The sequence below is a fragment of the Bacillus sp. MC1252 genome (assembly GCF_056838025.1).
In genome coordinates this window covers 820,765-834,938 of the sequence record NZ_CM166369.1, presented here as the reverse complement: position 1 = coordinate 834,938, position 14,174 = coordinate 820,765, and the positions used below count along the sequence as shown (strand labels likewise).

General features: G+C 42.0%; 14 protein-coding genes and 2 pseudogenes. 9 read left to right on the top strand and 7 right to left on the bottom strand.

Annotated elements, in window-relative coordinates; translation table 11 throughout:
• Positions 1-138 precede the first annotated feature (138 nt).
• The 4 genes and pseudogenes from ACYH0L_RS04040 to ACYH0L_RS04025 form a co-directional block, all read left to right on the top strand.
• Positions 139-717: a TetR/AcrR family transcriptional regulator gene (locus ACYH0L_RS04040; protein ID WP_099727681.1), complete on the top strand. Its 579-nt coding sequence runs from the start codon at positions 139-141 to the stop codon at positions 715-717.
• A gap of 73 nt (positions 718-790) precedes the next feature.
• Positions 791-1,135, top strand: coding sequence for a DMT family transporter (locus tag ACYH0L_RS04035; protein WP_099727629.1), 345 nt, complete (start codon positions 791-793; stop codon positions 1,133-1,135).
• A 1-nt stretch (position 1,136) separates the two neighbouring features.
• Positions 1,137-1,451 carry a DMT family transporter gene (locus ACYH0L_RS04030; protein ID WP_099727630.1) on the top strand — a complete coding sequence of 105 codons (315 nt, stop codon included), beginning with the start codon at positions 1,137-1,139 and terminating at the stop codon, positions 1,449-1,451.
• 55 nt (positions 1,452-1,506) lie between these two features.
• Positions 1,507-1,877, top strand: a pseudogene (locus ACYH0L_RS04025) (trypsin-like serine peptidase); the annotation flags it as partial.
• A 93-nt stretch (positions 1,878-1,970) separates the two neighbouring features.
• Here ACYH0L_RS04025 and ACYH0L_RS04020 read toward each other — a convergent pair.
• From ACYH0L_RS04020 to ACYH0L_RS04005, 4 genes are all read right to left on the bottom strand, one after another.
• Positions 1,971-4,061 (bottom strand): glycosyl hydrolase family 18 protein, encoded by a 2,091-nt coding sequence (locus tag ACYH0L_RS04020; protein WP_249705300.1) that lies wholly within the window; start codon positions 4,059-4,061, stop codon positions 1,971-1,973.
• Between the two features lie 63 nt (positions 4,062-4,124).
• Positions 4,125-5,915: a glycosyl hydrolase family 18 protein gene (locus ACYH0L_RS04015; RefSeq protein ID WP_370461143.1), complete on the bottom strand. Its 1,791-nt coding sequence runs from the start codon at positions 5,913-5,915 to the stop codon at positions 4,125-4,127.
• Positions 5,916-6,353: 438 nt separating this feature from the next.
• Entirely contained in the window at positions 6,354-7,088 is a 735-nt protein-coding gene (chbG, locus tag ACYH0L_RS04010; RefSeq protein ID WP_410611297.1) for a chitin disaccharide deacetylase, read from the bottom strand.
• Positions 7,085-7,819, bottom strand: coding sequence for a GntR family transcriptional regulator (locus ACYH0L_RS04005; RefSeq protein ID WP_482354389.1), 735 nt, complete (start codon positions 7,817-7,819; stop codon positions 7,085-7,087). Before ACYH0L_RS04005 ends, chbG begins: the two co-directional genes overlap by 4 nt.
• Positions 7,820-7,982: 163 nt before the next feature.
• Between ACYH0L_RS04005 and ACYH0L_RS04000 the strand changes: the two genes are divergently transcribed.
• The 5 genes and pseudogenes from ACYH0L_RS04000 to ACYH0L_RS03980 all read left to right on the top strand — a co-directional run.
• The gene (locus tag ACYH0L_RS04000; RefSeq protein ID WP_482354388.1) at positions 7,983-9,317 is read left to right on the top strand and encodes a 6-phospho-beta-glucosidase; all 1,335 of its coding nucleotides are present in this window, start codon (positions 7,983-7,985) and stop codon (positions 9,315-9,317) included.
• A complete protein-coding gene (gene celB / locus ACYH0L_RS03995; RefSeq protein WP_482354387.1) occupies positions 9,304-10,587 on the top strand; it encodes a PTS cellobiose transporter subunit IIC in 1,284 nt (427 codons plus the stop codon). The genes ACYH0L_RS04000 and celB overlap by 14 nt, the downstream gene beginning before the upstream one ends.
• A 21-nt stretch (positions 10,588-10,608) precedes the next feature.
• Complete coding sequence (locus tag ACYH0L_RS03990; RefSeq protein WP_249705298.1) at positions 10,609-10,941, top strand: PTS sugar transporter subunit IIA; 333 nt, start codon at positions 10,609-10,611, stop codon at positions 10,939-10,941.
• Positions 10,938-11,240, top strand: coding sequence for a PTS sugar transporter subunit IIB (locus tag ACYH0L_RS03985; protein ID WP_230031564.1), 303 nt, complete (start codon positions 10,938-10,940; stop codon positions 11,238-11,240). The genes ACYH0L_RS03990 and ACYH0L_RS03985 overlap by 4 nt, the downstream gene beginning before the upstream one ends.
• A 94-nt stretch (positions 11,241-11,334) precedes the next feature.
• A pseudogene (locus ACYH0L_RS03980) lies at positions 11,335-11,476 on the top strand (transposase); the annotation flags it as partial.
• Positions 11,477-11,617: 141 nt separating this feature from the next.
• Here the strand turns inward: ACYH0L_RS03980 and ACYH0L_RS03975 are convergent.
• The 3 genes from ACYH0L_RS03975 to ACYH0L_RS03965 form a co-directional block, all read right to left on the bottom strand.
• Positions 11,618-11,899, bottom strand: a complete 282-nt coding sequence (locus tag ACYH0L_RS03975) for a hypothetical protein (RefSeq protein ID WP_099727639.1) — start codon at positions 11,897-11,899, stop codon at positions 11,618-11,620.
• Between the two features lie 381 nt (positions 11,900-12,280).
• The gene (locus ACYH0L_RS03970) at positions 12,281-13,561 is read right to left on the bottom strand and encodes a hypothetical protein (RefSeq protein ID WP_327925366.1); all 1,281 of its coding nucleotides are present in this window, start codon (positions 13,559-13,561) and stop codon (positions 12,281-12,283) included.
• Positions 13,562-13,593: 32 nt separating this feature from the next.
• Positions 13,594-14,163, bottom strand: a complete 570-nt coding sequence (locus ACYH0L_RS03965; RefSeq protein ID WP_327925365.1) for a hypothetical protein — start codon at positions 14,161-14,163, stop codon at positions 13,594-13,596.
• Positions 14,164-14,174: the final 11 nt, after the last annotated feature.

Sequence of the window (14,174 nt, the reverse complement as noted above, 5' to 3'; positions counted from 1 at the left end):
CCATATTACAGCTTATTCAGACCTGCCCGCATCTATTCATCACTTATTCTCTCAATCAATGAAGGAAATATCATATTGACAAATTGTCAGTTTTCCGCTAAACTGACTGACATTCAGTCATTTAAGGTCGGTGATGATATGTCAAAACGAGAAAAGATTATGCTTGCTGCCATTGACGCGTTTAAAGAAAAAGGAATTGAAAAGACGACCATTTCGGATATTGTGAAAGCAGCAGGGGTGGCGCAAGGAACGTATTATTTATATTTCCCTTCAAAGCTGTCTGTCATGCCTGCTATCGCAGAGCATCTGATCTCGGAGATGGTTCCTGCAATTGAAAAGGAATTAACTCAGCATGCGGATGTACTCGATCAAGCAGATGCGCTTGTTGAATTTATATTTTCTTTTACAAGACAATACCGTGATGTCCTTGCCCTGACCTATTCAGGTTTAGCTGCCACTGAGCATTTAAAGGAATGGGAAGATATTTATGAGCCGATTTACAAATGGGTCGCTGCTTTTTTAGAAAAAGCAAAGCAGGACAAAAGAGTCCGTGCCAATTTAAATTGTCATTACGCGGCGAAGTTCATTATCGGTTTACTTGAATCGTCAGCTGAGCAAATGTATTTATTTACAGAAACAGATACAGAAGAGGTTCTGATTCAAAAACGAGAGGTCAAGCAATTTCTCCTTTACGCACTTGGCATAGAGACACCTTAACATAGTACAGCACTTGCTGTACGCTCTTTTTTGGCTACAAAATGACGAATCGTCAGTTTTAGGAGGAAATATCATGAAGAAAAGCTGGATGTATGTCGCCCTCACCTGTTTATTCGAATTACTTTGGGTGTTTGGTTTAAATAAAGCAGATGCTGTATGGGAATGGGCGGTCATTATCTGCCTCATCCCAATTGATTTTTATTTTTTAATGAAAGCCTGTGAGAAGCTGCCGACTGGAACGGTATACGCCGTATTTGCCGGAGTTGGAACAATCGGTACGTCTATAATGGATTATGCGCTGTTCGGCGGTTCGTTTTCATTCGAGAAGCTATTATTTATGGGAATATTGGTCCTTGGCATTATTGGACTAAAAGTGTCTGATGGAGAGACACATGAGCAGAAAGGAGAAGCGGTATAATATGGGCTGGTTTTTTGTGTTGTTAGCCTCTGCCTTTGAAATCGGCGGAACCATTGGCTTGAATATGTTTAGTAAGAAAAAACAAATCACGACAGGCATCCTATTTGTCGGCGGTTTTGCCTTATCCTTTTTGTTTTTATACGCCTCGTTCTCTTCCGTTCAAGTATCCGTCGCTTATACGGTCTGGATTGGACTTGGAACTGCGGGCTCTGTCTTGTTTAATATGATTCTATTTAAAGAGCCGAAAAACATAATTCGCATGCTCAGCCTGCTGCTGATTGTGATTGGTGTTGTTGGGCTGAAGTTGTTTGCGTGATTCCAAACAAACAGGCAGGAGATGCTCTTTCTGCCTCAGGCTACCGAGAAAATTGAGCCTCGAACACAGTGAGCCAATTGGCAACACCGCCGGTTACTTTAGATAATCATACACCACTTCATCCCTCGTTGGGACAAGCTTGACCGTCAGTGGATATCCAGGTGACACACCATCGGGCACCCAGTGGCAGCATTCGGGATCGATCGCCGTATCAGAAACTTACAAACTGCAATATGCGATGGACACTTACGGAGGACAAAGCGGTTCACCTGTATTTGAACAAAGCAGTTCACAGATAAATTGCAGCGGCCATGCTCTCTTGCGGTTCATACGAATGGAGTATACGGAGGTTCTTCATACAATAGAGGCACCCCCATCACAAAAGAAGTCTTTTCATTTCACAAACTGAAAGACAGCGCACAATAAAACAATAAGGACATGAAGACAGCCCGCTTCCCTCGGGAACGGGCTGGTCTTCGTTTTTTGCTACAGCTGTGCTTGCGGGAATAGGACTCGCCCTCACTGGCCTTTCAAACTGTACTTTTCATCATCAATGGTGATGGTGAAATGAGATGGTCCGCTGATAGGCAAGTAATAGACAAGCTGAAACTCCTCTGTCTCACCTGGTTTAATTGACTTCCAATTTGATAGGGTCACACCGATGCGGTGGAAATCTCCTGTCAGCCCGCCAATGTTCGGGCCTGTATGCCCTTTAGAAATGACTTCAACCTGGTCACCGCTCCAGCTTCCAAATAGGGGTGAAGTAGAGGTAGGCACATCAAATTCAATCACAGATCCTCCTGTTATGGTGACATCACTGTTATTCGTCAGCCTCATTTTCGGATGGATCGGGTAATTTTGATCTCCTAACGGATAATCGGTAAACTCTATATTGATATCTAGTGATTCGCGAGGTAAAGGTGACGTGCTGAGCCGATTATCGTATGGTGTCGCGTCCGCAAATTTATGATATAAGGTTCTCGTTAATGTCCTGCCGATACCGTACTCTCCATTGTTGTCATTTCTGTCGGGATACCAGTCATAGTCACCGCTTAAGTCCCAAAACATCACACCACCGATTCCTTTTTCAATGACATAATCGGCCTTTGTTTCTATTGATTCCTCGTCTTCAGTAGATAGAAATACTTTCTTTTCGTCATTCCATAGCCAAGGTGCCGCAAGCGCTGCGTCATAATATCTAGTGTAAGCACCTTTTAAATCGGCTTTGCTTAGTCCATACCTTTCTAGATAAGAACCGGCAATGCCTTTTTCGAGATTTTTGGCATGCCACATCGGATTTGCTCCTGCTCCCAGTTCATTTCCCTGCTCATCTTGATCATGCCAAATATTATCGATCCCGACTGCCCCGTCGCCGCATTTGGTAAGGCCTTGAGGACAATTTGAACTTTTAGCGCTTCCCCACAAACCATTTACTCCTCCGCTCACATTTTTCCAGCCTCTCGTATAGTAAGGAACGCCGATATTGATTCTGCCTGCCTCCATCGCTCCCCTAAAATAATGGTAAGCCCAGTCTGTATTTAAATATCCGATCCCCCCATATTGCGGCGTGCTGTAAATGTTGGACTGCTTTAACTCCGCATCCTCGCCGTTATCATATAAGGAAGCGTTAGGACCGACAAACTCATTCCAGGCTCCATGGAGATCATAGGACATGATGTTGACATAATCGACATAACGGAGCGGTTTAAAGGTTTCCATGCCCCTCAGCAAATAGGCTGATGATGGCGCTGCAATGGTGAGCATGTAATATTGTTCATCTTCAGCAGATGCTTGATCAAGTTTTTCTCTTAATGTTTTCATCAATACATCAAAGCTTTGATTTAATCCCTTGCGTCTCGGGTTGGAAATGCTCCAATCTAACGGATTGCCGGCATCTTGCATGGTTGTGGGATATTCGTAGTCAATATCAATTCCATCCAATTCATATTTTCTGAGAAACGCTACGACAGATTCAGCAAAGGTGCTGATTGCCTTGTGGTTCACAGATCCATCACCATTCGTTGTCATAGAGTAAAAGCCTCCGCTTGGTATTCGGTTCCCATCCTTATCGACATAACCGCCGGTTTCAGCCCAGCCGCCGACTGCTGCCAACACTTTGACATCGGGGTATTTCTTTTTAAACTGGTGAAGAAGGTTAAAATGGCCTTTATACGTCAATGTTTGATCCATCTTTACATCCGGATACTCCGGCCAGGTCATCCCTAGGGACGGGTTGTTCGCATCCGTCTCGCTCCCGATTGAAACCCGATGATCCTCCCCGATATGAGCAAATGCATAATTAATGTGGCTTAAGTACTTCCATGGGATATCGTTTACTAAATAACGATCTTGATTGCCTTTTCCCGTACGCCAGCCCGTAAAATAGCCGATCATTCTGCGGTCTAAATTATTGGCCAGCTTTTCGCGCCCCTCCAGATCGTACACATCACAATATGGAATGTTGGCAACACCCGAATCCCATAACCCTTCTGGACGGCAAGTCTGTTTTTTGCTTGGAGACTCTGCGGAAATGTTCTGGAACGGGGTCAAGAGTGACAGGAGCAGCATCGATGACAAAGTAAATAAAGCGGTTCTTTTCACTTCATTCATCCTCCTTTCTCATAAAGAGAGATGGGGAGCCCACTCTCTCTTTATCGTTTTCTATTAAACTGATTATTTGCAATCACCGATTAATTTCCATACACCCGACTCACCAGCCTGATCCGGCTGCTCTCCTTTCGTCCACCATTTCGCTTCATACACTTTGCCGTTAAAGACAACTCGGTCTCCGCCTGTGTAGACGACTGTATCTTTCCATTCGTTATACCCACATGTTTGATCAGAGTTTGTTGCTGCTTCTATCGTTGGCCCGGTATGGAGTTTTCCGTCCGCATCCTTTGCCGATACTGTAAATGAGTATGTCGTATTCGGCTTTAATTTCCCGATTGTCGCCGATGTTTCCTTGACCGATACGGACCCGCCTTCATATGACAGCACATACTCTGAGATGTTTGCTCCGTCGCTCGGTGCATCCCACGCCAGACTGATACTGGTTGCGGTTTTTTCGGTCACACGCAAATTATCCGGTGCAGATGAAGGCGGTTCTGGATTACTCCCACCTGGAGCGAACCCTAAATCGGCTGCTAATTTGTTGAGCAAAGTCTGATTTGAATCACCGCTGAAATCCCAAAACATAGCCCCGCTTAATCCGTTTGATTGAATAAAATCGGTTTTGTATCCATACGATTCTTCATCATCGTAGGTAATGAAGTTTCCATTTTCTGCATTATACAAAAACGGCACTTTTGCTCGATCATTCCAATATCTTTTATAGCCGTTTTTATTGATGTAGTTCTTTTCAAGATCTGAAAAATCAAATACCCCCTTTTCCCACGTCCCTTCTTTAGCCGGTCCGCATTTTTGATATTCTCCATTGTCTGCAGATTCACAATCGCTCCAGCCTCTGCCATAGAACGGTGTGCCAAGCACTAATTTGTCCGCTTTGACACCGGCTTCCTTGTAGCGCTTCACGGTGCTTTCAATGTTAAATGTCTCAGCGTTTGGAACGCCGGCTTCTTTCGCTTTTGGATCATAGAATAATGGGGCGTTATGGGCGCTTATACTTTGCCATCCGCCATTAAAGTCATAGGTCATAATGTTAATCCAATCAACGGTTTCAGCAATTTTATCTAATTCAGTGTTGCTTACATATTCAGGGCTGGCACCGGAGGCGATTGTCAGCAAGTATTTCTTGCCATCCTTCGCTTCTGCGGCGTCAAGCTTTTCGCGCACATCCTGCAAGAGTAGCGTGTAGTTTCTCTGATCCTCCGGACGGGTGCTGTTTCCCGGCAGCCCTCCGCTTACCGGATATTCCCAGTCAAGGTCGACTCCATCAAACCCATATTTTCTTAAAAAATCTACTGCTGAAGCAGCAAAATTCTCTCTGGCCGCAGGATCTGCCGCAACATCTGAAAAGCGATTTGACCAGGTCCAACCGCCAACTGATATGAATGTTTTCAAATGAGGATGGTTCTTTTTCAGCTTCAATAGTTGTTTAAAGTTGCCCCGAATCGGCTCATCCCAAGTATCTCCGGGATTTGACTTTTGCACATCGATCCATGGGTCCCCCATCACGATTGATCCATTAGGAACATCAATCACTCCGTTTTCATCCTGGCAAGACCATGTCTGGGAATTCGGGCCTGTCGGATCAGGGTTTCCATGCCGCCCCTCCCAGCAAATATCAGCAAATGCATAATTAATATGGCTGACTTTAGAAGCATCCATATCCCATACTTGAAAATCCCTTCCATAAGCGCCCCAGGACGGATAGTAGCCGATCATTTTATAACTTTTGTCAGAACTGGCTTTTGCACTTTCCCCATTAAAAAAGGACAGACTTAAAAGCATCACAAAAATGAAAGAAAAAACGAGAAACTTTTTGTTTAAAAACAATTTTTTCATCCCCTTTTCATTAATTTTTTTGGCTGTTCATCACTGAAACGCTATTTTGTTCACCCCCTTTTCAATAGGTTTATATTCACCTTGTCATGACATAGCAGCTGATGGCACTGAAGACAACAACGAGAAAACGCTTACATTTCTAGTTTTCATATGCTTTTTCAAACCGTATATGTGAGTGGAGAGTAAACATTAGAATGGCATTTTGAATAACAGGTATGGATGTCTAGACCTTATTTGGCAAGAATAGCTTCAAGCAAAAACTTAATGATACAAAAATTTGTTATGACAAATTCATGATAATTAGAATATTCTGAATTGTCAATGCTATTTTTGCATTAAATGCTGAAAATGCCTGAGACATTTCCAGCATCAAGACTTGGAGAACGGCAAGCCGACGTTCTCATGAGCCCTTTTCATATTTTTACAAGAATTGTAGATTTAAAGACCGGCATAAGAAATAAGGCGAATATCCGAACATTGTATTAAAGCCGCTTTCAACAAAGGATCAGTCAGTAATGAAAGCTCATAAACCCGAGGATAATGGAATGAAGATTTTTCGAGCAGTAATTTATCAACATAAGCCGGATGGCACATGACTTCAATGACTTCTGCGTCTTGATGAAGATCAAGGAAGGATGATAAGTCTTTCAATCTGTCCACTTTCAACTCAAAGGCATCATTCGATCTCACATTCTTCCACAAGGAAGGATGATGATCGTTCACCTTTCTGCAGGGAAGATCATACTCTTTTGCCAGTTTCACAAACACCTCGGGAAGATTTCCGTATGTATGGATATGATGATGGCTGTCGATATGCGTCGGATGCAAGCCGCAGGAGAGGGCTTTTTCTATCTGTGCTCTCCATTCCTGATACACTTCATCAAGATCGATGTCGAAAAAACCTTGATAGTATGAAAGCTTGCGAAAATTCCCATCTTCCTCCGTAACCGTTTGCAGGCCGCTGAGAAGCGGACGTCCTGCTGTCAATGTTAAGTGAACGCCGACCCCAAGTTCATGATTTTCCCTTGCAAGTAAGACGGCATGTTCCATTTCTAGCATATTGGTCATGAGCGTAGTCGATGTGAGCACCCCTCGCTGGAACGCATCAATGATGCCGAGGTTGACTCCCCGTGAAAATCCAAAATCATCGGCGTTTATGATCAAAGCTTTCATCCTTCATCCCCTCTTTCTTCATAGTCGCGTTCTATGAAGAATTCAACGCGGTCTCCGCGGAAATAAGCCAGAGAAAACTCCACGACTTCTTCAGACGCCAAAAATGTTTGTGTTGCAATCTGGAAGCAGGGCGTGCCTTTTGTGATATTCAAATGCTGTGCAATTTCTTCATCCGAAATAAAGATTTTGATTTGCTCCTCGGTTCTTTTAATCGTATTTCCTTGACTGTTAATACACTGGTACAGAGAAATATTGGCCATTTCTTCCGTTATCTCCGGCACGAGATCGGCTCTGATAAAGGCCATTTCGAACTGGATTTCTTCCTCATCCGCATACCGAATCCGCTTCACCTGATAGACCATTTGTTCATCATCAATCCCAAGGCAATTTTGGATCTTTTTGGCTGGTTTTAATTTTTGCAAATCGACAACTTTGATTTTCGGTTTAATACCTTGCGCTTTTAATTGATCTGCATAGCGAAGATTGCTGGAACTTAAGATCTGCTTTACTTTTCCTTTGGCGACAAATGTCCCTTTCCCCTGTTTGCGGTAAATAGCTCCTTCCATAAGCAAATGGTTCAAGGCAGTCCGCAGCGTTGTTCGGCTGACATCGTACATTTTGCAAAATTCGGACTCCGTCGGAAGCAGGCTGCCAGACGGGTAATAACCGCTCTCTATTTTATCTACAATATCTTGTTTAATTCGACTGTGGAGTTGTGGTTGCTTTGCCATTTATTTTCTCCTTTAGAGTGACATTATTAACTATAGAATAGCACAAAAAGTTCTCAAAAAAAATAATTTATCATAACAAATATGTATGGACAAATTTGTTACTACATGTTAAATTCCAATTGTGTAAAGCGCTTTCAAAAATAGAGATTTGAGGAGGGGGATTATGGCGTTGAAGTTAGTCATTATAGGCGGGGGATCAAGCTACACACCAGAAATCATTGAAGGTATCATCAAACGGTATCAGCATTTTCCAGTGAAAGAGATTGTCCTCGTCGACATTGAGGAAGGGGAAGAAAAAGTACGCATCACTTCAGAACTCGCGAAGCGAATGATCAAACATGCGGATGTTCCGATTGAATTGAGCTATACAAAAGATCGTGCGAAAGCGCTGAAACATGCGGATTTCGTCACGGTTCAAATAAGAGTCGGAGGATTGAAGGCCAGAGCGATGGATGAAAGAATCCCGCTCAGCCATGGTCTTATCGGCCAAGAAACAAATGGCGCCGGCGGTATTTTTAAAGCTTTGCGGACCATTCCCGTCATGCTGGATATCGCTCGCGATATAAACGAGATTTGTCCAGAAGCGTGGCTGATCAATTTTACAAATCCAGCAGGCATCGTGACTGAAGCTTTATTGAAACATGGATCCCATCAAAAAGTCATCGGGGTTTGCAATATCCCTTATAACATGAAAAACAGCATTGCAGAAATTTTTGACGTGAATGTGAACCGTGTCATGATTGAATTCGCAGGGCTTAACCATTTTGTCTTCGGACAAAAGGTGTGGATTGACGGGGTTGACCGCACAGAAGAGGCAATAGGTCTTCTATTGAATGACACCATAGACTATTCTCCTTCCAATATTGCGATGCTGCCTTGGAATCGCCAATTTTTACGTTCTTTGCGCATGCTTCCGAATCCGTATCATCAGTATTATTATCAGTATGAAGATGTACTTGCAAAAGATATCGAAGCATACAAAAACAAAGGGACACGCGCAGAAGCTGTCTTGAACGTAGAAAAGCAGCTGTTTGAAAAATACAAAGACGCAGACCTCCATGAAAAGCCTAAAGAATTGGAAGAACGCGGCGGGGCTTATTATAGTGAAGCAGCCTGTTCATTAATGAACTCGCTTTATCATCATTCGATGGATATTCAGACCGTCAACACATTGAATAAAGGAAGCATACCAGATCTTCCACATGATGCAGTGATTGAAGTCAACAGTGTCATCACAAAAAGCGGCCCTATACCGCTGACAGTCGGAAAACTGCCAGATTCAATCAGCGGGGCAGTGATCTCTATGAAAAAATTCGAACAATTAGTTATCGAAGCAGCGATCACGGGTGATGACAACATATTGTATTCCGCTATGATCATGAATCCGCTAATTTCATCTGATCATAAAGCCCAAACGGTGATGAATGAAATGCTTGAGGCTCATAAACGTTATCTTCCCCAGTTCTTTGAGGAGGCTGTACAATATGAAACAAAATAAAACCATGGCGTTCATCGAATCTAAAATCATGCCGATCGCTGGAAGAATCGGCTCCCAAAGGCACTTAATTGCCATACGCGATGGATTCATTGCCATTATGCCTTTAATCATCATCGGCTCTCTTGCCATACTGATCAATCATTTCCCTATACCGGCATTTCAAGATTTCATGACGAGTCTTTTTGGAGAAGGATGGACGGCTGCCGGCGGAGCTATATGGAATGGATCATTTGCTATTTTAAGTCTGCTGGCCGTTGCAGCTATCAGTTTCAAGCTTGCAGAGTCTTATAAGACTGATGGTCTTTCTGCCGCATTAATCGGGGTCGGGGCATTTGCCGTACTTACACCGACGACAGAAGACTTTGGTTTTTCAATGACTTGGCTGGGGGCTCAAGGTCTTTTCGTTGGATTAATCGTGGCTTTGCTATCAACGGAAGCATTTAGGCTCTTCTCTCAAAATGAGAAACTTAAAATCAAAATGCCTGATGGTGTACCTGATGGCGTTACAAAATCCTTGAACGCTTTATTGCCGGCTGCTGTGATATTGGCGGCAGCAGGATTATTTAACACTCTGATCGTGTATTTTTTCGGTCAAAGCATCCACGAGCTAGTCTTCAGCTCGATCCAGGAACCGTTGCAAGGCCTTTCCAACACGATTGGATCAGCTTTGATTTTTACTTTTTTGAATCATTTGCTTTGGTTTTTCGGATTGCACGGAACAAATATTCTAGGACCGATCATGGAATCCATCTATCTTCCGCTCATTCAGGAAAATCAGCATTTATTCTCGCAAGGAATGAGCGCGTTTGAAGTGCCTTATATCGTGACGAAGCCCTTTTTTGATTCTTATGTGTTTATGGGAGGATCGGGGACAACATTGGCTTTGCTCGCTGCTATTTTCATCGGCGTGAAATCGAAGCACTACAAAACAATCGGAAAGGTATCCTTCGCACCCGGCCTTTTTAACATTAATGAACCTATTCTGTTCGGCCTTCCTATCGTATTAAATCCGATTATGTTCATTCCATTTTTATTGATTCCATTAGTTTTAACGGTGACGTCGTACATCGCTTTAGCCTGTGGACTCGTTCCGAAAACTGTAGCTATTCTTCCGTGGACGACGCCGCCGATTGTCAGCGGTTATCTCGTAACCGGAGGATCAATCCGGGGAGTCCTTCTGCAAATCTTCAACTTGGTGCTGGCTGTCTTGCTTTACCTGCCATTCATTAAAGCAGCAGAACGAGCCTCTCTGCATCAGGCAACAAAATAACTAAACAAGGTGGGGAATATCATGGCGGACACACTACATTTAGAACAGGTCTCTTTTGAAATCATCTTGCATGCTGGAAATGCGCGTTCATCTGCAATGGAAGCATTACAGCATGTGAAAAATAACGAGTACGATTCAGGGAATCAAAAGATCCAAGAAGCAGAAGCGGAACTGCTTCAAGCGCATCAGGCACAAACCCGCTTATTGCAAAAAGAAGCACAAGGTGAAGGCCTTTCACCCAATCTATTGTTAATCCATGCACAAGACCATTTGATGACGTCAATGACTGTAAAAGATGTAGCGAAAGAAATGATTCAATTATATCAAGAGCTGAGGAGTGGAAAACCAAAATGAAGATAGCACTTGTATGTTCTGCCGGCATGTCGACCAGCATGCTGATGAAAAAAATGAGAGAAGAAGCGGAAAGCCGTAAAATAGTCGTTGAAATCAACGCTTATGCTGAAGCGGATTTACAAAGCCATATGAATGATATTGATGTCATATTGATCGGACCGCAAGTCCGCTATTTAAAAACACAAATTGCAGAACGAGCGGAACAATACCAGACACCGGTCGATATCATTGACCAAATGGCATATGGAATGATGAACGGAGCAAAAGTTCTGGACCAAGCGATCAAACTGACACAATAAAGCCTTCTCTTCACACTAAAAACAACCCATTTTCTTTTGAAAACGGGTTGTTTCAGCTTGTAGACAAAATCCTGACTCGGGAAAAATCCTCTACAAAAAAATAGAGCGCTGCTTTGCAGATTCAAAACAGCTGCATGGGCTTCGCTGCTGCCGATTGAGGGGAACGAAATGTGAACGAAGAACAAGTTCTCCTCACAGCCGCTTGCCAGAATATGAAGAAGATTGCCACACACTAGCGAAGCTAGGTCAGGGGTGTGGGAGTCCTTTTTTTGTTTCTTTCATAAAGATGAAAAACACATTATTAAAACAAAAAAGCTTGTAGAAAAACATAGGTTTCTCTACAAGCTGAGGCAGGAGATGCTCTCCTCCCTTTCTTTTTAATGAAGTACGATCTGTTCATTCATCAAATCAATGGCGTAAATTAACTGCTCATATTCATCTAACAGAAGATATACTTTGAGCGGGGCAGCTGTTTGATCTGTCTGCTGCGTGAATAGCACACAAGTGAATTTTTCGATCCCCTCTGGCAGCTTGCTTTTCAGAAAAGGATGAAGAATAGGAGAGGTTCGAAGGGTATCAACATCTTTCAGCCAAAGCTCATCTTGTAACGCAGGATAATGGTCAACCAAAAACTGACGAAACACTTCCAATGTACTCAAGGTAGATATCCTCACTTTCTTCTATCTTGACTTCAAACTCACCTAAACATAAACGTAATCAACTCATCATATGATCTCGGCACACGTATTTTCGCATACTACTTGAGACACAATTTCTCTATTCTAGAGATCAATTGTAGATCAACTGTACTGTCACGACTGTTTAGTATATATGACGTTTACTATATCTTCTCATTAACTCAACCACGAATCCAAACGATGGACCTATGATCATATTCTTATCTGTTTTCTTTCGTGATGAAACGACAACTTCCTGCTACAAAATTCCATTTTTCTTCAAAAAATAGGTTAAATAGACAGAAAAAAGAACAGCTCCTCACTGTTCTTTAAAAAGTCGTAAAGTGCCTTGTCTTCATTACTTCAAATGTCCTGTAATGGAATGACTTCACCACTGGCTGCATCTACCCCATAATGACAATCCAGTTTTCCGCATAAAACATATTGTTTTTGCGCAAAGTCAAAGACATAGATGGGTGTAAGCTCCAGGTACTCTCTCAATTTTTCAAAGGCTTCTTCCTTTGATAGGGTGATTTTATCTGGAGATTGGAGTTCATCCAACATCCCACACATCTTGAACATTTGTTGTCTATCTATGTAATTGACTGCTTCAAATGTATAGGCATCAATGAATATCATGATTTTACCTGTAAGCACGCTTTTCTCTTGTGTATTTGCTTTTACTGTTGCATGAATGTAACCATGATCACGGTGGAGAGAAAGTAAGATCCATTTTCCGGTGTCGTTAGGATATTCCTGCCGCAAAAAGATTTGAACTGCTTTCAAACACCTATCTTTTTCTTCTTCTGAAATTGGCATTGTATCTGGTGAAGGTTCACATGAAAAGGCTTGATCAGCTGAGATATCTTCTTGAATATTCAATTCCTTTCCTACAAAAGGTTCACTTATCGGGTCCTCCCATTCTATGATTTTATTAATATTGAAACAGTGATGTTCCTGACTCGTATCTTCAAACGGAATCGTTCCTGTTCCATCATTCTTAACATACACTTCTTCTAACGCATAAACAGGTCGAATTTTATTCTGCTCAAAGGAAGGCCATTCTACCCTTTGCACTTGCTGCTGTGCTAAGCTCTCGATCATCTCAATGAAAAGCGAATATTTTTCAGCTCTCAGCATTTTTTTAGCTAGAAATGGCCCGTGATGAATAAAGTAAATGAGTTGTCCATGTTCATCCCATTTCACCTCTATCATGCCTGAAGGAGTCACTGGTACATCATCCATTTTTTCTTCGAAAAGAAGTTCCCCTTCTTTCTCCTTATGTAAGTGAAAATGCTCTCCATAGATCAAATTTGTTTCTTGTTCAATCCATTTGATGACTTCATTTGGATGGGCGTTATCAAACTGAACCCCTTTCTTTGCATATGTCTTGCCCATAACAAAAACCGCACTCTCAACCTGTCCCGTATTCAAATTCACTTCAATCACGGCTGTGCCATCAGGGTTTAAATCGTCATCCTCAGGTTCCGTTTCATAAGGAGGAAACCACTCCATATTCAATTTATAAATGGTTTCATTGAACATGTTGACATATCGATAAAAACCGTGTCTTTTTAAATGGTAATGATCTAAGCCAAATTTCATCCTTGTCTGATCTATCAGTTGTTGAATGTTTGCATTCATTTATTTCACCTCAAAATGTTAAGTAATCAGTCTTATGGAAGGACAAAGACGATGATAAAGAAAAATATAACGATAACTGTCAAGAAACCTAAAGCTATTGCCATCATGTTTGATTCCTTTGTATACCCTTTTAATTCATGCTCTTCAGTTGATCGGTCAATTTTTCTAAAGCGAAAAAGCATGCTTACATTGATAAGGGCTAGAGCAATAACCAATAAAAAAATTAGAAATATAGGTTCTATATCAAAGAATGGATTCGTGACATTTTGGAAGCTAAATGCCTGAAAGAACAAAAGCCCACTCAATATCAATTTCCAAATATTTTCTGTTCTCTGTTCTTTTTCCCACTCTTTCCCCAATTTCGTCTTTTCATAAATGGCTACCTGTTCAAAAAGTGGAATAAAAGACTTCGTCGATCCTTTTTTGATAAAACCAAAAATGCTTTGAAGGAGCATTAAAATCCCTAAACAAAAAAAGAAATGTGTAAATCGAATTTCAGAAATTTGAATCAAGATAAAAAAAGCGACGATCATGATACCGGCTATTAAATTAGAGGCGGCTATTTGTTTTATTCTCATTTTTTTTAGCGTTGCTTGTTCCATGTAATGCTCCT